This window comes from Paraburkholderia piptadeniae, from assembly GCF_900007165.1.
Classification (GTDB): Bacteria; Pseudomonadota; Gammaproteobacteria; order Burkholderiales; family Burkholderiaceae; genus Paraburkholderia; species Paraburkholderia piptadeniae.
The window spans coordinates 1-21,996 of record NZ_CYGY02000060.1; the positions used below are offsets into that span (position 1 = coordinate 1).

Sequence of the window (21,996 nt, forward strand, 5' to 3'; positions counted from 1 at the left end):
CGAAAAGGACGGATACCCCGACACGCCCCACTTCGCGATGAAGGGCGGCACGGCGATCAACATGTTCGTGCAGGACCTGCCCCGCCTGTCGGTCGACATCGATGTCGTCATGCGTGCGCATGGCCCCGACCGACGCGAGGCGCTTGCGATCATTGACGCCGAGCTGACGCGGGCGAAGGCAGCAATCGAAAGGCAGGGGCACACGGTCACGGTGGCGGCAGCCAGTGGCCGGCATCAGGGTGACGATGTGAAGCTGACCGCATCGTCTGCAGACGCCCAGGTGAAAGTCGAGGTGACCTACGTCTTCCGCGGCACGCTGATGCCAACAGTGATGCGCAGTGTCGTGCCGCGCGCGCAGAGCATGTTCCGTGTCGATTTTGAGGTGCCGACGCTCGATGATGCGGAGCTGTACGGCAGCAAGCTCGTGGCTGCACTCGACCGGCAACATCCGCGCGATATTTTCGACGTGCAGCACATGTACGACACGTACGGGCTGCGCGAGGATTTCGTCTCAGCGTTTGTCGGCTACCTCGTCGGCCACAACCGGCCCGTTCACGAGGTGCTCTTTGCAAAGCCGCGATCGCTCGAGCACGAGTATGAGGGCGGCTTCGTCGGGATGACGGTCGACCCCGTGGATCTGCATATACTGGAGACGGTGCAGACACGGCTCCATCATGATCTCCCGCGCGCATTGAGCGGGCAGCACCGCGAATTTCTCGTCTCGCTCGTCCGGCTTGCGCCCGACTGGTCACTGATGCCCTATGAGCATCTGCGCGAGCTGCCGGCCATCCGCTGGAAACTGGAGAATCTCGGCAAACTCAAGGCGCGCGACGCAACGCGCTTTGCCCAACAGGCTACCTTGCTGCAGGACGGCTTTGCCGTGCTCGATCATGGCTAAGCGAGGGCGAGCAGTTCCGGAGAGGTGAGGCTCGATAGCAGGCCGACGCGATCGGTCACGCTGACCCGCTCAGGGGCTCGATTTCACGCGAACGAAAGCGTATCTGCGTCAACGAAGACGCCATGATGCCGCAAAACTTCGGCGCGAAAGATCGCCCAATCGTCGACGTCGGCCTTGCCGTGCGTGCAATAGAGACATTCGGTATCGGCCTGCGGCATCGACGCACTTCGGTGGACGTCAATACCGAATCTCTTGCTGAATCTCGCCCAGCAGAGTCCATCGTTGCCATTGATCCATACGGTATCGCCACTGCCCGACGCCACGATCTCGTAAAGATCGACCTGGATATCTTCGTCTTCCACGCGTACGCGCTCCCTGCGTAACCTGTTTGATCTTTCGCCAGGGATGCCGATACATCCCCGACAAGAGCCAATTACGGTCTGAAAAGTATCCCGGATGATCGGGCAATCGCGCCGGCCACCGCGGAACAGTCATGATGACACGGCCGGCGCAGATCAGCTGGACATGTCGGGATCGGGGACCACAGCGGCGCGTCGAGCGACTGCTCCGGGCACAACAAGAGGCAGGTCTTTCTGAAGGTTCCTGCCCCTTCCGTCGGATCCTGGATCAGGACGCTTCAGTGGGAGCTACCGCAACGCCCGGTGCCATAACAGAAGCTGCAGCAGTCCCATTCGCTGGTGCTTTTCTCGCGACAGCCTTTTTCGCCGGGCTTTTCTTTACCGCGGCCTTCTTTGCAGAGGGCGTCCTGGCGACCGTCTTGCTCTTTTTCGCGGCGACTTTCTTCTTTGCCACCCCAGCGGTCGCTGTTTTGTTCGCCGCTGCCTTTTTTGCCACCGCGGGTTTCGAAGCTGCGACGCCCTCTTCCGCGCCTGCAATCAGGAACTTCGAACGATCTTTGGCACCAGCCAGCCATGCCGGTGCCCGACCGCGACCGCTCCACGTCGCCCCGCTCTTCGGGTCGCGGTATTTGGCGGCCTGAGGGCCTCTCACGTAGTTACCCGCTTTTGCGGCCGTCTTTGGCACAGCAGCAGCTTGCACAGCACTACCGTCGATCAGAAACTTCGTGCGGTCCTTGACGCTCGCAATCCACGCAGGCGCACGGCCATGGCCCGTCCAGGTCGCGCCTGTTTTCGGATCGCGGTATTTCGCCGACGTCGCGGCGCTGACAGCGGCTTTGGAGCCGGGCTTTCGGCCACGTTTCTTTCCGCCGATGTGTGCATCGATGTCCGCGATGGTCAAGCCATGCTTTTCCATCAGGTCACGAATCTTTGCGATGACGGTGGACGACTGTTTATTGGCAAGAGCACCGGCCTGCGCCTGCAGCTTTGCGATGCGTGCCTGTACCTGTTCGAGCGTCGCCATTATTTCCCCCTTGGTTTAGCGATGGCCGCACTATGCCACACAGCACTAGTCAAGCGCTAGTGTCAATCCTCTCTAGCAGCGAGCATGTCGCGCGCCTGTTTTACAGTTTGTTAAAAGACGACGACTGCACTTTTCAATCGCGAAGTATCACGCCGCAGTTAGGGAATCCGAACTTGCCAGTTCAACGCGCCCTTTCCCGTTCCGCTTTGCGCGATACAGCGCTGCGTCGGCGCGACTTATCAGGTCGCTGAGCGTATCGCCAGAACGGCATTCGTCGATACCGGCACTGAAGCTCCAGCGAGGCTCCTCTTCGTGTGTTGAGCTAACGCCGGCCGACGACAGAACGGATTCAATCAGTGCGGCGACCTGTTCCCGTCCAGTCTGTGCGAAGAAAATCGCAAACTCTTCCCCACCGAGTCGCCCGAAAAGGTCTGTACGACGAAGCTGCCGCGACACGTCAATCGCAAACTTCTGCAGGACGCGGTCACCGGCCGGATGCCCGTACCGATCGTTGATGACCTTGAAGTCATCGAGATCAATGATGGCGACCGAGAGCCGCGAACGGGAAGAAAGGGCCGCTTTCAAAAGTTCTCCTCCGCGCAACAGGAGCTCGCGTCGTGCCAGCAGGCCGGTCAGTTCGTCGACTGTTGCGAGGCGTTGCGCATGGTCCACGAGACTGTCGTTCACCAGCATGACGAGGCCGATGGAAAGCAATAGCAGCGAAAGGATGCCGGCTGAAATGAAGCAGATATTCCATGCCGACGGCTCTAGAACGCTTGCCGTCGGACTGGCGAAGAAAATGCAATGAACGATTCTCGACGCATGTACCCCGGTGCCTGCAGCCGCTGCCATGATGACCAGCCAGTGCCCGTACTGACGCCGACGCACCATGCGGGAATTCCAGATGGTCCAGCCCACGGCCATTCGTGTATAGCCGAGTACGCCCGACATCACAGCTGCTCGCGCGTTCTCATTGGGCGCAAACACAGCCCAATAAAACACGGCGCCGACCGACACAGCCAGGCCAAGGTACTCGTACCTCCGGATAGTCGGACGGCCGGCAAAGCGACGACAGCCCTGCAGGATCAGCACTGCGGCCGCAAGAACGCAGGTGCAGGCAGTGAGTACGATTGGTGGCGGGTAATGACCGCGCCCTGAAACAAGCAGAGCGAATGCGACAAATAAAATGCAGTGCGCGGCGAGCCATCGCTCAAGACCCGCAATGCGATGACGCGCGAGGCTGCCAAGCACGGCGGCGCTTGCGACGCATGACACCAGGGCGACCACAAGAAGAACGGCAGTGCTGGACATTGATCTGGGTTACGTTGTTGTTAGCCTTCAGCCTGCGATCAAAAAAGCGGTAAGGAGGCAACATGCGACGTCAGCACCCCCTCTGGCCTCACTCACCGCGCGTCGCTTCATATCAAGCGAATCTTGTTTCTTCCCTGCGACGCTCGCCGCATGGCGATTGCAGTCGTGTCGACGAGACGGGCTATTTTATTCCCGGTCGGTCTCGCAAGCCAGTTTGAAGGCTGTATTCATCCATGACAATGGGCGCACTCGGCTGGAAGCATGTTGTAGCAACACCAAATCCGTATCTGGTAAGGAAAGCGGTACCTCTTGTGCCCCGGCCTGTCACCTTCCAGTCCTCATCCCAAGCTTTCACCCAAAAGAAGTCCGACGGAAGCGCTAACCTGCGCGCATCAGTGAAGGCTTATGAACGTCGTACGGGTAGCAGCTTCCCGCACGCCCAGCGCCGGTCGGGGGAAAAACGACAACGTACAGGTGATTGCCATGGTTCAGCGAGCGGTGTAGCGTTCGCCCCGGTTATTCCAGGATTGCTGTCATTCACGGGGAGTCGGTTCAGCGGTGCAAACAGATACGATTATTGAGCGGGACATCATGCATCCCGGTCGGGTTTTGAGCGCGTTCTTTTTCCGACGCACTGCCGACGCCACCACGACGGCGTACTGGCGCAACCGGCTTCACACGCTTTTCCAGTCACTACATCTCTCCGACTATTAACGTCACTGGATCCATGAGCTCATGCGTGAGCTTCACCAGTTCGAGCGACAGGGTATGCGCGACCGTTAGCGCCATGAACGTTGCGATCAGGAAACAGCACCACCGGAAAGCCGCCAAACACCCGATATCCCAGCGGCCCAGATCTCCGCTGCCTTGCCCGCGTCCGGCCAGTCACTCACCAATCCGGGACAATTGGATCCGTCGCGAGCAAACGGCGGCATGCTTCCACCGGGAGCTGTTCGCGGAAAATGCCCTGTCCGGCGCCGACGTCGGTTCACAGCGTCGGCTTGGTCGAAGATGGACAGGTCCCCCGTATCGCCCTCTGCGTTGTGACCATCCGGCTCGTCCGGGGGGGTGGCACCGCCCCCCAACTCCGACTCCTGGAAATCCTCACCTTTTCCTGGCCTGCTAGAGCGGGAAAATGGTAAATGCCGCCCGCCCTTGAATTACACCGGGCCAATTGTGTTGTGGAAAAATCATTTGAGAGCATGTTTTAAGGCATTTTCTTGACACAGCGATCATGGCGCGTCATAGAATGCACCTGCTTGCTGCATAAACTGAGTAGCAAGCGCCTCCTAACTCGAGAGTGAATCAACCACGACCATGGCAAAGACTGCAATGAAGGCTGCACCGAAAGTCGCCGCAAAAAGCAAGACTGCTGCCCCTACTACCACGGGTAGCGCGAAGGCTGCGAAAGGTACGGGGACAAAACCGGTCGCTGGCGCGCCGATGAAGGAGAAATTCACCAAGGCATCGCTCGCCGCGCACGTTGCTCAGGCGGCCAACGTCGAGCCGAAAGCTGCTAAGGCGGTTCTGGCTGCACTGGAAGACACCATGCTCGGCTCGATCCACAAGAAGGGCGCTGGTGAGTTCACGCTGTCGGGTCTTCTGAAGATTAGCGTTCAGCAGGTACCGGCGAAGAAGCGCCGTTTTGGCAAGGATCCGTTTACCGGCGAGGAGCGCTGGTTCGAGGCGAAGCCGGCCACGGTTCGGATCAAGGCGCGTGCGCTGAAAAAACTGAAGGACGCGGCGGCTTAAGTAGGCTTCGTGCATGTTGAGGGTCGGCCTAATCGTATCCGAAGCTTCAGATAACCAGGAATCCAGGCCGACCCTCTACATCAGTCAAGCGAGTACCCAAGATGCGACTGTACGATCGCCCTCATTGGACGTGTACGACAAGCTAGTATGATGGGTAAGTTCGTCAAAACCTCAGCGGCACACATGGCGGGCCGTTCCGGACTCGGTGAGAATATGCGCCATGTGCCGTCTCGGTGACGAAAGAAGAACATTGCAACCCCGGCCAGTCGCGTCGCATCCCTCGACGCATACATGGGATTCCGGTATGGAAGGCCTGTTTCTGAACCGCATGACGCGAACCTGGGCCGCGGGCTCCGGAGCGAGCCAGTGTTCGACCATCAGACGCAGCGACTTTCCAGCACTTGCTATTCGACTTCTCCTTCATTGCGCTTGTCCCGCAATCCGGTCGTCGCGTCAGCGACCCATGTTGCTCCAGCACCAACGGGCCGGATGCAATCTCTGAGGCGATTTAACGAATAACTGACCAACAAGCGTTCAATCGTGAACTTCTAACTCGGCACACCAGCAGCTATTCAATCTTCTTCAACTCGTCGGCAGCCTCGCCCGGTTGGAGTGGCCTGAACCCTGCCTTCCTCATTTCAGGCGATCCGATGATATCCTGCGCATCCTTGGAAAGCAGGAATTCGCAATACGCCTTCAGCCAAGGTTCCAACGGCTTGCCCGGGACGCGATTAATATTAATTCCGATCGCCGAGGCCATCGGGTGCAACGGGCCTTTCACCGTCCCGTCCGACAGCGTACCTTTGTCGTCATCGATGACCATGGGTACGAACTTGATTTTCGGGCCGAGGTCATGAAGCCGTTTCCACGTCAGCACCCCAGTCATCGGAGCCTCGTTGTTCCAGTAATCCATAAGGACCACTCCGAAGGCATCCTGTGCGACCGAATCGATCGCACTTTCTTCGGTCGGCATCCACTCAACTCGCGACGTGAACGGCCGCCCACCAAACTTGTCGCGCATTTCATCGATCATGGCGAGGATCGCGTCGGTGTCCCGAGCCACATATGGATGGATCGGTACCGGCCCCCAGTCCCCCTGCACGCCAAGTTGTGACCAGTGCGTGATATCGCCTCCCTTACCGCCGGTCGTGAAGATCGCCGCAGCCTGCTCCAGCGTGATCTGCTTGATCGGATTGCTCGCATTTACCCAAATCCCCGTCGACAGCTTGTTGTGCGGATTGCTGTCATAGCCGATCTTCAAGTACGTCGGCTCATAGCCGAAACGCTGCTCGAACTGGTCGACCTCGGGGCGACGGTTTCCGCGGCCGATAGGTCCGAATGCTGACTTCCCCGAGGTTAGGCCTTCGACCGACAAGGTCGAACCCATCATGATTTTCTGGAATTTGACCTTTGGCTCGACTTTCGCCCATGCTACGTCAAGCTTGTTGAACAGTGGGATCAGCACGTCATTTCCGGCCACAAAGACCGTATCCGGCCCGACGACATAAGACTTGTCCTCGGGCACAGTCACGTGCTGCGGGACGTATGGCCGCTGCGCGAAGTCAATTTCGTTGGCGCGAAGCGGCATGACGACAGCGCATGTCAGCAGGACGCCGACGCAGGAAGCAGCGGCGATCGTCATCCCGTTGCACGGGACACGGACCAGGCGCGACAAGGTCTGTTTGACTTTCATGTTTATTTTCCTTCCGGTTCGGGCGACGGGAATGGTAGGTGGAGCATGGGACCCTGCTTCGTGCGGGTTTGCCAGGTATCGGCAGCGTCCAGCTTCGCGAGTTCTACCTTCACTTCTTCGGCGGTGAGCGGAAGGTATCCTTTCTTATCCTGTGCGATGACTTCCTGACCCTGTTTCGACAGAATCAGGCGCATATACTCCTTCGCCAGGGGATCGAACGGCGTTCCCGGTTCTCGCCTGAGATAGATGTACAAATCACGGCCATAGGGGTAACGATCTGCCATCAGATCTGAAACTGATCCAGTGGACAGGTAGTGACCATCGGCAGTAACGATTGGAACGACGCGCACGCTCGGATCGACCTTATTCAACGCTACGATGCCGACGGCATAGGGATCGGATGCGACCTTCTTCACGACGTCCCGGTAGTGGACGAATTGTTCGTAGTTAGGCGTGAAGACGTAGCCGGGAAACTGTCCCATATGACGGTACATCATGAATTCGCCCATGGACGGGTCTTCGGGTCGCTGGTATGCATCCCAATACAGGCCGGCGGGATGGATCGGCTTGTCGGCCAAGGCTCCGCCCACGCCAAGCTGGCTCCAGTTGGTTACGTCGCCAGTGCCGCTGCCCGTCGAAAAGATCGAGGCTACCTGCTGCTCGGTCAGCGACTTGATCGGATTGTCCTTGCCGACGACGATCCCCAGAGGGCTCATTTTCGCGTCCGGGTCCAGCGAGCCGTGGCCTACGCGGATGACCAGCGCAGCGACCACATCCTTCTTCGAGCCGTAGATCTTCTCATAGGGAAGCAACTCCAGGAGCGTCGCTCCGCCACCCTCCGGAGCGAGCAAGGTCATGTCATAGGTTATGGCCGGAATCGCCGTCCCATTTCCTTTGAGGACCGGCTTGAACTTGAATCCCGGATGTGCGCGCGTGAACTCTTCGTCCCATTTCGCTACCATCCCCGCCATGTCGTCGAAACCGACGATTCGGACCTTCCCGTCCCGCATAACATATCCATGGCCGTGCGGTGGCGACACGGGCTTGGGACGATAGGCCGGAAGATTGGGGTCGACGAGATACATCCTGCCTTTAGCATCGGCCGCGCCGGTCATCGATAGAGAAAGACAGGTCGCGAGCAACGCGAGTTGCATAATCCGGCATTTTCCAGAAGACCTTCTCATATTTCCAGGTGTCTGCATCAACATGGTCTCGCTCCACATCATGGCTTTGCATAAAAGAACACTAACTGCCCAATCTGACATCAATCAGAAGTAATTCTTAAAGCGGATTTAATTGTCGCGATCAAAAAAAAACCTCCCATGCTTCACGCACTTTGGCGCAGCCGCATTTAGGCCTGCACCCCTATGCATTCCAGTCCAACATCGTGTCCCAATAAAAGCCTTCAACGGACACAAACGAATCGCCCACGATACAGCCGACAGTGCGGCACACGACGGACTAACTCCGTATATCCGCGAATGGATGCTGTTCAACGACCGCCAAAGAAACAACAGTTCTTTCGCATTACCGCGTCCGCTCCCCAATGCTCGGAAACCGCGCAAGATGTTGGGGAGTACATCGGTGAAACGCGCAGGTCGAAGACGCGGTCGCCGAGTTCCCGCTGGTGTCGACCGAGATATCGTGTCCAGTGCCACTCCATGGCTTTGCGAGTCAACCAGTCAACCAGTAACCCAAGCCGAAGCGCGAACATGTGTCATGCCGCATCGTCGCATCCAAGGCGGGATAAATGAATGCAGCAAAATCTGGCATCGGTTGATGTGATCCCCAGCCAGCAGATGAAATACTGAGGCGTGAATCTGGGCGCCCGCGCTGTCTGCCGCCACCGACAATATCAAGCCCGCAGACTCGCTGACGAACTCGCGTGCGTCGCGCCATCGATCGGCAAAGTGCGTCGTACGAGTCCAGTCTGCCGCTTACCCAGCCCGCGTCGTGGGCAGCGCAGGGAATACCTGCGTCCCACACATCAACAGCTTCGGCCGCGATCGAAAAGACACCGTCTCGGCACATAAACCGGTTGGTGCGGTTGCTCTCTCGTCTGCTGGAACAACTTCAGACGATCTAGCAATCCTGTCAAAACGGCCTCCTTTAAAACGAGAGCTGATATGTCGCCGTTCCTGGATATGGAAATAGCGCATCCCAACGCCCGCCTGCTCGTGAACCACAGTGCTAGCTGCCTGCAACGGAATCTTGCGCACTGCCGGGATTGACCTTGAACCACATCAATTCCCCACCAACCTTTTCGTCACCCGGCGAAACCGCGGTATACACACGCTTGAGTGCCGGCACGAGAATGGCCGTCTTCGCCCCCTTCGCGGAGGGCACATGTGCCAACTCTTCATAGTGCTTAGCGTCCTTTTGCTGGATCACGTACAGGTAGTCGTCACCCGCAAGATAGATACGGTGATTCACCGCATCGAACAGCATTTCGTTCGTCCGTTCGGGCGCCTTGAAGCTGGTGATCTCCTCTCCTGTATCAGAGTTGAGGACAAGCAGCTTGAAAGGCTTGCGCGTTACGACGAAAAGGCGATGATTTTTTTCATCAAGCTTCATCGGCGCGTTCAGCTCGCCGTCTTTTATGGGCCACATTGCCGTGACTGCACGAGTGTTTTTGTCCACCACGGCAATCTGGCTCTTCCCGGTCACATTGATAAAGAGCCGATTCCCTTTCTGTTCAGCCGCCATCGACTCCGTAAAATCAGTATCGAATTTGATATCCCCGATGCGCTTGCCGGTCACCGGATCGACCTCCGAAACGATTGTGTCCGCCATCTTGTTCCTGGCGTTCTTGCCGCCTGTGACGACGTACATGTGCTTGCGGGACGGATCATAGAACATCGAATCAGCACCTGGCGTCAGCTGGATTTTTCCGACGATCCGGTACGTGGTGGCATCTACCACTTTGGTCATGGAATCACCGCTATCCGTGACGATCAGACGATTTCGTTCAGGCAGATAGAGGATTGAGTGCGGTTGCTCGAATCCCTTTATCGTCTTCTCGTGCTGGCCGGTCTTCAGATTGAAGACTTCGAGCGTGCCGCCGTCCTCGCCAGCGAGGAACAGGCGGTTTCCCTTCAGGTCAACTGCGAAGTGATCAAAGTCACCAGTGTAACCAGGCAACTGGCTGCGTCCGGCAAACGTGAGCGGCGCAGGCCCCGGCGCAGCGGTATCGGCATAACATTGCGCTGCGTAGGGCGCAAGTCCGATTAACATCGTGAAAGACAGCATCGCGGAAAATCGCGCACGCATTCTCCGTCTCCTTCATCAAAGTTGAGGTGGGCTTTTACCACCCGAAAAGACACCGCGCACTGTCCTCAACCGCCGGACAGCACGTTGAACAGATTGGAAGCGGAGTTATTTGGTCGGCTGATACAACGCTGCATAGCTTGGAATCTGCTTCTCGAGACTGTCGCGCAACGCCGTGGACGCCAAAAAATAATCTTTTTCGCCCTTACCTGCGCTATTGGCGTCGATCTTGTAGGCCATCACGATTTCCCCAATGTTTTCGCCGGACGCGTCACGCAACGGCAGCATCATGACGAACTTTTTCACCGGGTCATTCGCGCGATGCCATCTCGGATCAACGATCGTGATACCCTTTTTACTGATGTCGATGTCATCCGGATCGTCTGCGTTGCCAATGCGATCCGGATAGGACCCGGCGAACATCGTGTACTGATCGGTTGCACCGGGGGGAACTCCATGGAATGTCACACTGAGCAGCTCCGGGTGTTGCGCCATGATCTGATCCGACAGCGTTTGCGCATAGATCTTATGCGACGGCGGTGTCCAATTCTTGGTGTTTTCGGCATGCACGGCTTCGGCGGTCCAGAGAGATGCGACGCACAGTGCGCCGAATATCGCTGCGAATGCAATCTTTTTCAACGGTTTCATGTCTATCCCTAAATGGCCTACGAGTCGATACCGGTTAAACGGTGAATTGATTCTAGGTTCGATACCTTGAGTGGAAATGAACGTGTGTTAAATCCAAATTAAGTTTGCGTGAGATCTGGGATTACCGATGCAATAACTTCCTTACCTCCCGGTCCTGGCTACGGCCGCGCGTCAAGACGTAACAGCCCCTCAGGCGCCGGCGCGCCTGATAATGAACAGCAAAGTGAAGGTTATGCAGGTTTGGCTACTTGGCCCGCTCGAACAGCTTGGCGAGTGATGGCGTTTGAGAGGCCAATTCATCTCTGACCTGTTCCGCGAGTTCGACCGTCTTCGACTTATCGTCGCCGGCGTGATATCGGAACGTCTCGCCGACGACGCCAATCGTTTGTCCGCCGTGATCATGCATCGGCACTTCCACCGACAAATCGCCGGACTTGGTCATTTCGATGCGCGGCTTTCCGGTATTAAGCACACTCAGATCATCATCGTCAGCCTTTTTGCCGATGCGGCCGATATTCGACGCAATGATGATGTTATCGGCCGCCGCAGGCGGGGTCACATGCAATGCCAGCACCGTCAGTTCTGGATGCGCAGCAAGCGCCTTGTCGACCAACTGCTGCGCGAAGATCGGGGCGGTAGACTGCGCATAGGCCGGCATAGCGAGAACGAAAGCCGTGGATAGAAAGAGGGTTCGCTTCATGGAATTCATCCCGCCTCAGTCGAGCTTGGCAAGCTGCTCGCGGGCTGCCTCGGCAGTAAGCGGCAGATATTTTCCATCGCGTTCGACCGCAGTCTGTCCTTCCCTGCTCAGAACGTATCGGAGGAACTCCTTGACTTTCGGATCCGTTGGTTTGCCTTTTTCACGCTTCAGGTAGTAGTACACGTCTCGCGTCAGCGGATATTGGCGCGCCTGTACGGTCTGAAGCGTGAGGTCGATGTAGGGTCCATCAGTCTTGCCGGCAAGCGCTAATACCTTTGTTTGGGGTGTCTTGAACGGGATTCCTGTGTAGGCGATTCCGTACCTGTCCTTCGACAGGTCGTTCATCATGAGTTCGCCTCCGCCCGTTAGCGTGCCATCGGACTTTTGTCCGGCCATGTTCGAGTACATGCGCAATGTCTCGTTCCATTTTCCAGAACCCTTCAATACCTTCTTGTCGATTTCATCGGCGAAGTGATACTTGAAGTTGTACCCGTATACATTAATCGGCTTGTCTGCCCATTCACCCGTCAGACCGAGTTGCCCCCAGGTGCGAATGTTCTTTTCCGGTCCACGTGCGAAATCCGGCCGCCACGTCAGCCCCTCCCACCCGCCGGCGCGCTCCGCGCCGAAAATCCCGTCAAGTTGTTCGAACGTGAGCCTGGTGAGGGGATTGTCCTGATGAACGAAGACGCCCAACGCGAAAGTCCAGCCGCGCACGTCGTAGGAGCCCGTTGCCATGATGATCTCCACGATGTCGACCGCGGCAGACCCTCCTGCGCCGCCCTCGGCGCCCTCACGCTCGAACCCCTTCAGTTCGTCCCACAGCGCCTGGCGCCCCATCGGCGCCAGATCGGCGACACCAGCGATCAACCCGGGAAACGCGACCGACGAACTCGACAGATTGTCTTCGAACCTGATCGCAGGATGGAATTTCCGGAAAGCCTGCTCCCACACATCGACGAGGGGGCTGTCCTGGATATAGTTATTGCCCCACTGCCGGATGGTGCCCGTCACCTGCCGTGCCGGCGTGTATTCCGGCAGACCGCTCAGGTCAAACTGAGGCTGGTAGAACTTGCGCACCGCCCGCTTCTTAGTACCGGTGGCGCGCGCCTTCGACAAGGCCGCAGCGTCCGTGGTGGGCGAGGCCACATCCGTTGCCCAGGCGGTCCGGGACGCGAGCGTCGCGGCCGCCAAAGGTGCCGAGCAGAGCCCCGCAAGCACGCTCCTGCGCTTCATGATGCAACTCCTCTGGGCTTCGTCAGCCCGTCATGTGAGATATCGACAGTGAAGCTGCTCATTTCTCAAGCGCATCCAGCTTTTGCAAGCCCGCCTTGGCTACTTCAGCGGTCAGCGGTAAATACTTGCCATCCTTCTGCACCAGTTCCTGACCTTGCCGGCTCAAGACGAAACGCAGGAATTCGACGACGCCCGGGTTCACCGGCTTGCCGGCCTCATGATCCAGATACGCGAAAATCTGGTCGTAGAGGGGATAGGTCCGGTTCTGCAGTGTGTCCAGCGTGTAAGGAACGTACGGTCCGCCGTCTTTCCAAGCCACCGGCAGGATCTTTTGCGTGGGCTCAGAGGCGCCACCCGTCAGATTGGTCGTCGGCGCGGCCACGATTCCAATGCCGTACGGATCGTTGGCGAGGTCCTCGTTCATTCCCCGCTCAAGCTTGCCGCTCTTCGACACGTAGTTGGCGTAGGTCGTAAGATGCTCGTTCCACTTGTCGCTACCCTTGAGGACGCGGTCTGAAATTTCGGTCGCCTGGTGGTAGCGAAGTGTCAGTCCGTAGACGTTGATAGGCTTATTGGCCCACTCGCCACCTAACCCCAGCTGGCCCCAGGTACGAATATTCTTCTCAGGGCCGCGCGCCCAGTTCGGACGCCAGCTCGTCCCCTCCCATCCTCCCGTGCGCTCCGCACCGAAAATGTCGTCGAGTTGTTCCATCGTGATCCTGGTAAGCGGATTGTTCTTGTTCACGACGACGCCGTATCCGGGTTGCCAACCCGGCACATCATAGGACCCGGTCGCGATATCGATTTCGACTGGCGAGTGATTGGTGGAACGCTCGAAGAGCTCCTGTTCCTGGAAGGTGATCTTACGCCCGATTCCCACGTCGCTGACCCCGAGCGCAAGAGAGGGAACGGCAGACAGGGTCGTATTCATATGCCAGTCAATCCTGGCATCGGGCTGGTACTTCTTGAATGCAGCCTCCCAATAACCGCCAAGGAACCCGTCGGTGATGTAATTGCTTCCCCATATACGGATCGTGCCGTGGACCTTCTCCTTTGGCGCATAGTCCGGCAGCCCGGACAGATCAAACTTCTTCGTGTAAGCGACATGACGACCGCGAGCGGTCATCATCCTCGCGCGGGCTGCCTGCATGTCAAGACCGTCAGTAGACTCGCCTTCCCGCTGTCCTCTCACCGTCGTATCAGTGTCAGCCATCACCGTTGCGGACCCGGCAATCCCCATCAGGAGCGCCACGCCCAGCGTAGCGCCAGCAAATTTGCGGTTCATATCCGATCTCCTCAATTAAGTTTCTTCAATTCCGCCTGCGCTGCCTCGGCCGATAGCGGCAGGTACTTGCCGTCCTTCTCTACCGCTTCCTGTCCTTCGCGGCTCAGCACGAAGCGGATAAACTCGCGCACCTTCGGATCCATCTTTGCGCCGGGTTTGAGGCTTACCCAGAAAGACTGGTCGCCCCACAGCGGATAGGTGCGGTTCTGGAGCGTGTCGATGTTGTAGTCAACGAAAGGACTGTTTTCGTCCCTGGCAACGGCCAACACCTTAACGTCTTTGGGGAAACCGTCGTGATACCGGACGTAGCCGATACCCGCCGGGTCCTTGCTCACCTGATCTGTAATCTGGTCGGCCTCGAGGTAGGTGGTGCCGTCGGGGCGGCGGTAGTTGGCATAGGCATGCAAATCTCCGTTCCATTTATCGCTAGCCCGGAGAACCTTGTTGGAGAACTCGATCGCAGTCGCGTAGCGGAGGCTGTAGCCGTACGGGTGGATTTTTTCGTCTGCCAACGATCCCTGGAGACCCATCTGGCCCCAGGTGCGGATGTCTTGTTCGGGCCCGCGGGCGAACTCCGGATGCCAGGTCGTCCCGACCCAGCCGCCGTCGCGCGCAGAACCGAAGATCCCGTCAAGTTGCTTCATTGTGACCCCGGTGATCGGGTTGTCTTTGTTTACGACGATGACCATGTTGTTCTGCCAGCCCACGTAGTCAAAAGAGCCGGTGACTACGGAGATACCGGTGGGCTCATACCCTTTCAGACGCAGGTGTGCGAGGCCATCGTAGAAGCTCGGTGCGTGATTGACTCCGATGTCGGCACGATCGAAGTAAAGGCATGGCACTGCGATCGCAGCCGTGGGCAGGAAGTACTCGATCTTGATACCCGGCTGAAACTTCTCAAACGCCTGCTTCCAATAGCCGCCAAGCGGGGCGTCGCCGACGTAGTTGTTGCCGCAAATGCGCAACTTCCCCTTCAGTTTCTGCTCCGGCACATAATGCGGTAAACCTGAGAGATCGAACTGCTTCGTGTACGCGGGCCGATTGGCTCTCGCCGACATGCGGGCTTTGCGCTCGGCAGCAGAGCCGACAGGAAGTTTCTTCGACGCTTCGGTCGGTTGAGATTGCCAGGTATTCTGTGCTAACGCCGCGACGGACATCAGCGAAAGCACGAGCGCCGCATATGATCTTCTAGCCACTTCAGTTCTCCAGTTTGCTCAGTTCTTTACGGGCGAATGGCGCCAGCATCGGCAGATAGCCCTGTCCGTCGCGTACCACCGCTTCTTGCCCTTCACGACTCAACACGTAGCGAAGAAACTCCTCAAGCTTGGGATCGACCGCCTGTCCAGGTGGCCGGTTAAGGAACATCGTGATCATCCGTTTGAGCGGATACGTGTGGTCAATCACGTTCTCCTTCGTCGGCTTGACGAACGGGCCATTGTTGTTGACACCGAGCGCGAGCGGCTTGACATCCGGGTTGTGATAAACGAGACCTGCATAGCCGACTCCGAGAGGGTCCTTCGCCAGTGCGTCGAGCATCATTTGCCCACCATCTGTCGCGCCGTTCGAACCCGGCGCATCGGCGAACTCGCGCAATGCGGGGTTCCACTTCCGCGACTCGAGAAAAACCGTGTCTTCAAAGTACTCGGCAAAACCTCGTGCAATTGGCAATCCATAGACGTGAACGGGCTTGTCGCGCCATTCGCCCGTCAAGCCGAGATCACCCCAGGTTCGCACGGGCGCCGACCCGCGTCGACGATCGACGCTATAAATCCCGTCTAGCTGGGCGAGCGTCAGATGGGTCAGCGGATTGGCCTTGTTCACGAATGCCACGATCGCATAACCACGGTTGCGAACGTCGAAGCTGCCCGTCAGTACGTCCACACCTGTCGGCGGGTATTGATACACCTCCTTGAAGGCCGAGATCTCATTGGGCCAGATCTCCCGCCCCATAAGAGCAAGGTCGCCCGCGCCTGTGTAAAGGGCGCCGATCGCAGATGCAGTTCCGTGCAACTCGTTGTCGAACTGCACATCTGGTTGATATTTGCGGAAGCCGGATTCCCATTCTCGAACCAGCGACTCAATGAAGTCGGTCGCATCACCATAGGCTCCATGCCCCCAGATGCGAATCAGACCGGAGACATGTTGTCGAGGCTGGTAGACGGGCGGAAGATCCAAGCTGTCCGCGAAGGCATTGCCGGCAACAATACATAGACAGAGCAGTAACGAGAGGGCGCGCATGATGACCTTCACTGACTAGTCGAGTCGCTTGAGCTGCTGCTGTGCGCTTTCGGTGCTCAGGGGTATGTATGCGCCATCGCGCGCAACTGCCGCCTGCCCGTCCGGACTCAGGATATAGCGGAGAAACTCTCTTACCTTCGGATCGATCGGCTTGCCCGGCGCTCTGTCCAGCACCATCGTGATGACGCGCCCGATCGGATACGTGCGCGCACTGACGCTGCGTTCGGTCAAGGGATAAAAGGGACCCGAAGCGTCGTTGGCCAGCGCCACCGGCTTGACCGCCTGATTTCCTGCACTCAGCGGCGCGAATGCGATGCCCGAAGGATCTTGCGCGATCGCATCGAGCAGGTCCGATCCGTCTGTCGGGAATTCCCGATAGTCCGGATTCCATTTCTGGCTATCCTTCAGCACAGCATGGCGGATGAAAAGCGCAGGAATGCTATCCACCGGCGGCCCATAGACATTGATCGGCTTATCGTGCAACGGGCCCTCGACGCCAATATCGCCCCAGTGGCGGAAGTTCGCGTCGCCGCGCTTGTGTTCAGCCCCAAGAATCGCATCGAGCTGCGCGAGAGTGAGTTGCCCGATGGGATTGCGCCTGTTCACGAAGATCGCCAGGTTCGTGCTGGGCCGTTCGGCGCGCAGGCCTGCGTTTGCGACCTGAATACTGACTGGCTTTCGCAGATATACCCACTCAAACGCCATGTTTTCTACCGGCACACGCATCTCCCGTCCCATGAAAGCCAGATCCGCAACGCCGTTATAGACACCTGCCATGGTTGACTCCGGCCCGTGCAACTGTTCGCTGAACGTCACGCCTGCCTGGGTCTTCATGAACCCCGCCTCCCAGTCTTTGAGCAACGGGCCATCGGCCGGGCTGCCCCAGATCCTGATTTCACCGCTCACCTGCTCGCGCGGTTTGTAGTGGTCGGGCGCAGCTATCCTAGCTGGACCCGCGCAGGACGCCGTGGTGATTACAACGGCCAGTCCGAGAACGTGAAGACCGACTTTCATGGGAGGTTTCTCAGTTGAGCTTCTTCAATTGCTCGGCGACATATTTGGCCGGCAGCGGCGTATAGACACCGGCGTTCTGGATGATCTGCTGGCCATCGCGGCTAAGCACGAAGCGCATGAACTCGCGTACCCTCGGGTCGAGTGGCTGCCCTGGTGTGCGGTTCACATAGATATACGCGTCGCGCGTGAGCGGGTAGCTCCGGTTCTTGACGTTGTCTGGCGTCAGCGCGATCGCCGGACTGTTGTCCGTCTGCGAAATGGCCAGCACCTTGACGTTCGGGTAGTCTTTAGCGTGCATCAGTGCTGCCCAGCCGATCCCGTATTTGTTATTGCTGATGTCTTCGAGCATCCGTTCGCTTGCCACCGCCTTGCCGGCCGCATCGGTGGTCGCTTCCTTCTCTTCAACGTACTCCTTGAAATTCGGATTCCACTTATCCGACCAGTGCATGACTTTTCGCTCGAAATTGACCGCAAAACCCGGCGCGATGTATCCGTAGGTCTGGATCTCCTTGTTCGCCCAGTCGCCGTTCAGGCCAAGCTGACCCCACGTTCGGATATTGGTTTCAGGGCCTCTCGCATATCTGGACGTGTATAGAAGATTGTTATTCGCGTCAGCGCCGATTTCCCAGCCACCAGTGCGCTCTGAGCCGAAAATCCGGTCTAGTTGCCCCATCGACAGCTTTGCAAGCGGATTGTCTTTGTTGACCACGATAGCCCATGCGAACAGCGTTCCACGCTTGTCATATCCGCCGGTCGCAATGGAGATCTCGGTCGGCACATGCCGATACGTGTTATAGAACGGCATCTGATCGGTGACCTTTGCATCGTCTCCCATTGGCGCGATGTCCGATACGCCTGCGTACATCATGCCGAGCGCGCCCTCGCTACTGGTCATGAAGTTGGTCGAGACCATCGCATCCGGGTGGAATTTCTTGAACCCTTCCACGAGCAAGTCGACATTGCCCTTCAGTTCGCTGCCCGCAATTCGCAGACCGCCGGTCACGTTGTACTCAGGCTTATAGGGGGCAAGCTGATTCAGATCCGGTGTTTGCGCAGCGGCATGCGCAGCGCCCAGTGCAAGCCCCGCGAGCGCAAGCAGTACGGATGCTGTTCCCTGCAATTTCGATGATGACGTTAGCTTCATGAACTCCTCTCAGTTTCGGCTGTTTGGGACATCGCCTGTATGCACGGCACCTGGAAGACGCTATTCGAGCTTCTTGAGCTGCTCGCTGACCACGGCCGCAGTGAGCGGCAGATAGTTGCCATTGTTCATGACGGCGGCCTGGCCTTCGCGACTCAGCACATAACGCAAAAACTCTTTCAGTTTCGGATCGACCGCCTGGCCCGGCGCGCGATTCAGATAGATATAAATGCTGCGCACAAGCGGATAAGTGCGGCTTTGGAAGCTGGCCCTGCTGGGAACCACGAATTCTCCGCCGCCGCGCGGCGCCAATGCGACCGGCTTGATCCCGGTGACCTTGCTCGCCTGCGGTACGACGGTCCATGCAATCCCGTAGGGATCGTTCGCGAGCCGGTCGGCCAGCATGTATTGCAATCCGCCATGCTGTTTCACGCGATCATTGTCCCCGATCATCTTGCTGCCGGTCTCGACGAACTCCTGATAGTTCGGATTCCACTTGTCGCCATTTTTGAGCACCTTCCACTGGAAGAATCGCGACGTACCGGACGGCGCATGGCCATAGGTGTGAATCGGCTTGTTGGCCCACGCTCCCTTCAAGCCCAGCTGCCCCCAGGTGCGAATATCCGTGTGCGCGTCACGGCCGTCGGCCAGCGTCCATTTGAAACCCCGGAGACCGCCAGTGCGCTGGGCGCCGAAGATGCCGTCGAGTTGCTCGATTGTCAGCTTGCTGATCGGATTGTCTTTACTGACATAGACTACCAGGCCGTTGGAACGGCCTTCCACGTCATACGCGCCGCTCGCCACGGTGATGTCCGTTGGGTAGTAGCCGTAGGTTTCGAAGAATGACAGCGTTTCGGTCAGGGTTGCTTCGCCGCCATCCGGCGCAAGGTCAGTGACGCCCGTCACCAGTGCAGGGATCGCGGCGTCGCTCGTCGGTAGCTTGTCCTCGAAGTGGATATCGGGATGAAATTTCCGGAAGCCCTCCTCCCAGTCTTTCAGCAGACCTCCGAGACCAAATCCGAAGTTCCTGATAGAGCCAGATACCTGTTGTTGTGGCTGATAAGCAGGTAGGCGAGACAGATCGAACGCCGGCGAGCCGGACGCCTTGTCCACCGCTTGTGGTGAGCTCGCCCTGCCGCCTGGCTCAGTGCCTAGCGGTGCGCTTCTGGAACTCACGCAGGTCATGGCCAGCACGATAGCGGCAGACATGGGCAGAAGACGTCGCATCATGGAATAAAGCTCCTCCGGATACACGAGTCCGTTAGAAAAAGATTCTCACACTACCTTTGATCGTTCGCTCGAGGCCGACGCCAAGGTCGCCGTTGACCGCGGAGCTCCAATAGCGCCTGTTGAACAGGTTGGTAGCACTCAGATTGAAGGCGACGTGATGGTTCGCGATGATGGTCCGGTAACCGGCTGCAAGCGAAAACAGTGTGACGGAAGGAATCGTGCCCTGCCCCTGGGGATTGACCGGGCGAACTCCCGTGTACATCATCCCCGCGGTCACCAAAAGACCGTAGATCATATGGGGGTGCCAGGTCACGGACAGGTTACCGGCAAACTTCGGCGTATTCTCCGGCGACAGACCATTGATGGCCTTATCATCGGGCGAGTACTGCACCGCGTGCATGATTGTCCATCCCGCGTTGAACGTCCAGTCCGGATAGAAGTCGTAAGTCGCGGTCGACTCCAGACCTTCGAAACGGACAGTGCCATCGATCCCGAAGACGTTGGTGACGGGATCGACGATCGCGTTCGCACGATCAATCCGGAAATACGCGAGCGTTGCGGACAGACCGTAGATATTCGTTGCTCGCACACCCGCTTCCGCTTGCGTGGACTTCGCGGGCGGCAAGATCTGGAACTGATTCACAGTACCCAACGGTGCCTGTGCGGTCTCCTCGAGCGCCTTCATGTAACTGGCGTACACCGAAGTATTGGGTGTGATGTCGAACACCGCACCCACTGCTGGCGACCATACGTCGGTTGTGTTGCCTGTCTCGCCATGCCCTTGCGAGTTTTCCGCATGATACGTCGTATGTCGGATCCCACCCAGCAGATGGAAGCGCTCGAACATGTCGAGCTTGTCGTAGGCGTATATGCCGACGTCGCTGCTCTGCTGCGGGGCGTACGTCACCGGCGCTGCAGGCCCCGGCGCGGGCAGCGCCACAGGGTTATAAAGGTTTTGCGACATGTTGACAACCGTCGTGCTCGGGTTGTTGAAGTCCCGCTCGTAACGGTCGATCCCGAAATTCAGCGTGCTGGTGAAAGGCCCGAATGTCTTGTGGTTCTGAGCTTCGACCTTCGCATACTTGTTCGTGTATACCTGGTCGTTCACCAGTGTGATCTTTTCCGTACCCTGTCCAGTCACGAGGTTGTAGTTCGTGAACCGCGACAGATGCCGATAAACGCGATCCGCTTGCGAGTATCCGGCCTCGGCGAGTACCTTCCAGTCGTCGGAGATCTGATAGTGCACGCCTCCCAGAACGTTCACACCTCGCGTCCGATAACCTGCCCAGGGACCCGACAGCAACTTGGTTGGATCCGGCAAACGCGGCAGCGGTACGATTCCGTTGACGGGTTTCAACTGGCTGATAACAGTCTGCTCGATGACGTACTGATCGTATGTCTCAACGTCGAACTTGAATTTCAGCCGGTCGGTGGCCGCCCAATCTAGCGCCAGAGAGCCGAACTCCCGGGTACCGTGCGCGCCCTCGATCCCCTTTTGCAAAACACCACCGGCGAGGTTGGCGCGAATGCCATACTGCTGCCGGTCGCCAAATTTACGGCCCAGATCAGCAGCTGCGATAACCTGGCCAAACTGATTAAAGGAAACCCCGAGCGAGGCGATCGGCTTTTCCATGGCGCGCTTCGTGACGCTCTCGATGATGCCTGCCGGCGGCGCCATCCCGTAGACGAGCGCGCCGACGCCTTTGAGTGCCTCGATGCGTTCCTTGTCTTCGAGCAATGGGATGTTGCTATACGGTGCCCAGCCGCCGTTAACCCGGTAGCTGCTCGACGAACTCAAATGGATACCGCGAATCTGGAGGTCATCTGTGGCGCCGTTTTTTGTATCGGCGTCTACCACTCCGGGTACGTTCTTGACCGCGTCATAGGCATTTTGTGCGCCGACCGAATCCAACGCGTCGCGTGAGATCACGCTTTTGCTCGTCACCGAACCCTTTTCGTTGACCGTGGTGGTGGCGTTTCCATCCACCGAGTCCGGATTGACCTGCTCCTGCCCAGGTGTCGATGTGTCGCCCGAAGCGACGCTTACTGGCACGTTGCCCTGGTCAGCCGCGCACGCGTTCAAAGATCCTGCCGACAGCGCAAGTATCCCGATCGTTGCTTGTACGGCGATGGCCAAACGATGTTGCTTAAGTTTCATCAAGTCCCCAACACTTTTTATTCTCTTACCTGGGCCTTTTTC

General features: G+C 58.0%; 18 protein-coding genes. 3 read left to right on the forward strand and 15 right to left on the reverse strand.

What is annotated here, in order from left to right; genetic code table 11:
• A partial coding sequence (locus BN2476_RS29230) for a nucleotidyl transferase AbiEii/AbiGii toxin family protein (RefSeq protein ID WP_143811064.1) occupies positions 1 to 898 on the forward strand: 898 nt, incomplete at its 5' end.
• Between the two features lie 122 nt (positions 899 to 1,020).
• Positions 1,021 to 1,281: a hypothetical protein gene (locus BN2476_RS46645; protein ID WP_160111773.1), complete on the forward strand. Its 261-nt coding sequence runs from the start codon at positions 1,021 to 1,023 to the stop codon at positions 1,279 to 1,281.
• Between the two features lie 244 nt (positions 1,282 to 1,525).
• Here the strand turns inward: BN2476_RS46645 and BN2476_RS29240 are convergent, their stop codons facing one another.
• Both BN2476_RS29240 and BN2476_RS29245 read right to left on the reverse strand, forming a co-directional pair.
• On the reverse strand, positions 1,526 to 2,281 hold the full coding sequence (locus BN2476_RS29240; RefSeq protein WP_087737710.1) for an H-NS family nucleoid-associated regulatory protein: 756 nt from the start codon (positions 2,279 to 2,281) through the stop codon (positions 1,526 to 1,528).
• A 147-nt stretch (positions 2,282 to 2,428) separates the two neighbouring features.
• Positions 2,429 to 3,592 (reverse strand): GGDEF domain-containing protein, encoded by a 1,164-nt coding sequence (locus BN2476_RS29245; RefSeq protein WP_087737711.1) that lies wholly within the window; start codon positions 3,590 to 3,592, stop codon positions 2,429 to 2,431.
• A 1,317-nt stretch (positions 3,593 to 4,909) separates the two neighbouring features.
• On the opposite strand from BN2476_RS29245, the gene BN2476_RS29250 reads away from it, so the two are divergent.
• The gene (locus BN2476_RS29250; protein ID WP_087737712.1) at positions 4,910 to 5,344 is read left to right on the forward strand and encodes an HU family DNA-binding protein; all 435 of its coding nucleotides are present in this window, start codon (positions 4,910 to 4,912) and stop codon (positions 5,342 to 5,344) included.
• Between the two features lie 568 nt (positions 5,345 to 5,912).
• On the opposite strand, the gene BN2476_RS29260 is transcribed toward BN2476_RS29250, so the two are convergent.
• From BN2476_RS29260 to BN2476_RS29320, 13 genes are all read right to left on the reverse strand, one after another.
• Positions 5,913 to 7,037 carry a PstS family phosphate ABC transporter substrate-binding protein gene (locus BN2476_RS29260; RefSeq protein ID WP_087737713.1) on the reverse strand — a complete coding sequence of 375 codons (1,125 nt, stop codon included), beginning with the start codon at positions 7,035 to 7,037 and terminating at the stop codon, positions 5,913 to 5,915.
• 2 nt (positions 7,038 to 7,039) lie between these two features.
• Entirely contained in the window at positions 7,040 to 8,245 is a 1,206-nt protein-coding gene (locus BN2476_RS29265; protein ID WP_160111774.1) for a PstS family phosphate ABC transporter substrate-binding protein, read from the reverse strand.
• A gap of 982 nt (positions 8,246 to 9,227) precedes the next feature.
• A complete protein-coding gene (locus BN2476_RS29270) occupies positions 9,228 to 10,307 on the reverse strand; it encodes a YncE family protein (RefSeq protein ID WP_087737715.1) in 1,080 nt (359 codons plus the stop codon).
• Positions 10,308 to 10,412: 105 nt separating this feature from the next.
• Positions 10,413 to 10,952, reverse strand: a complete 540-nt coding sequence (locus BN2476_RS29275; RefSeq protein WP_087737716.1) for a hypothetical protein — start codon at positions 10,950 to 10,952, stop codon at positions 10,413 to 10,415.
• 244 nt (positions 10,953 to 11,196) lie between these two features.
• Positions 11,197 to 11,652, reverse strand: coding sequence for a hypothetical protein (locus BN2476_RS29280; RefSeq protein WP_143811066.1), 456 nt, complete (start codon positions 11,650 to 11,652; stop codon positions 11,197 to 11,199).
• A gap of 15 nt (positions 11,653 to 11,667) precedes the next feature.
• Positions 11,668 to 12,888, reverse strand: coding sequence for a PstS family phosphate ABC transporter substrate-binding protein (locus tag BN2476_RS29285; RefSeq protein ID WP_143811067.1), 1,221 nt, complete (start codon positions 12,886 to 12,888; stop codon positions 11,668 to 11,670).
• 58 nt (positions 12,889 to 12,946) lie between these two features.
• Entirely contained in the window at positions 12,947 to 14,173 is a 1,227-nt protein-coding gene (locus tag BN2476_RS29290) for a PstS family phosphate ABC transporter substrate-binding protein (protein ID WP_087737718.1), read from the reverse strand.
• A gap of 11 nt (positions 14,174 to 14,184) precedes the next feature.
• Positions 14,185 to 15,369 carry a PstS family phosphate ABC transporter substrate-binding protein gene (locus BN2476_RS29295; RefSeq protein WP_143811068.1) on the reverse strand — a complete coding sequence of 395 codons (1,185 nt, stop codon included), beginning with the start codon at positions 15,367 to 15,369 and terminating at the stop codon, positions 14,185 to 14,187.
• Position 15,370: 1 nt separating this feature from the next.
• Positions 15,371 to 16,423 carry a PstS family phosphate ABC transporter substrate-binding protein gene (locus tag BN2476_RS29300; RefSeq protein WP_087737720.1) on the reverse strand — a complete coding sequence of 351 codons (1,053 nt, stop codon included), beginning with the start codon at positions 16,421 to 16,423 and terminating at the stop codon, positions 15,371 to 15,373.
• Positions 16,424 to 16,426: 3 nt separating this feature from the next.
• The gene (locus tag BN2476_RS29305; protein ID WP_143811069.1) at positions 16,427 to 17,425 is read right to left on the reverse strand and encodes a PstS family phosphate ABC transporter substrate-binding protein; all 999 of its coding nucleotides are present in this window, start codon (positions 17,423 to 17,425) and stop codon (positions 16,427 to 16,429) included.
• Between the two features lie 10 nt (positions 17,426 to 17,435).
• Complete coding sequence (locus BN2476_RS29310) at positions 17,436 to 18,569, reverse strand: PstS family phosphate ABC transporter substrate-binding protein (protein WP_143811070.1); 1,134 nt, start codon at positions 18,567 to 18,569, stop codon at positions 17,436 to 17,438.
• 60 nt (positions 18,570 to 18,629) lie between these two features.
• Positions 18,630 to 19,796, reverse strand: a complete 1,167-nt coding sequence (locus BN2476_RS29315) for a PstS family phosphate ABC transporter substrate-binding protein (protein WP_143811071.1) — start codon at positions 19,794 to 19,796, stop codon at positions 18,630 to 18,632.
• Between the two features lie 31 nt (positions 19,797 to 19,827).
• The gene (locus BN2476_RS29320; RefSeq protein WP_087737724.1) at positions 19,828 to 21,954 is read right to left on the reverse strand and encodes a TonB-dependent siderophore receptor; all 2,127 of its coding nucleotides are present in this window, start codon (positions 21,952 to 21,954) and stop codon (positions 19,828 to 19,830) included.
• Between the last annotated feature and the right edge of the window lie 42 nt (positions 21,955 to 21,996).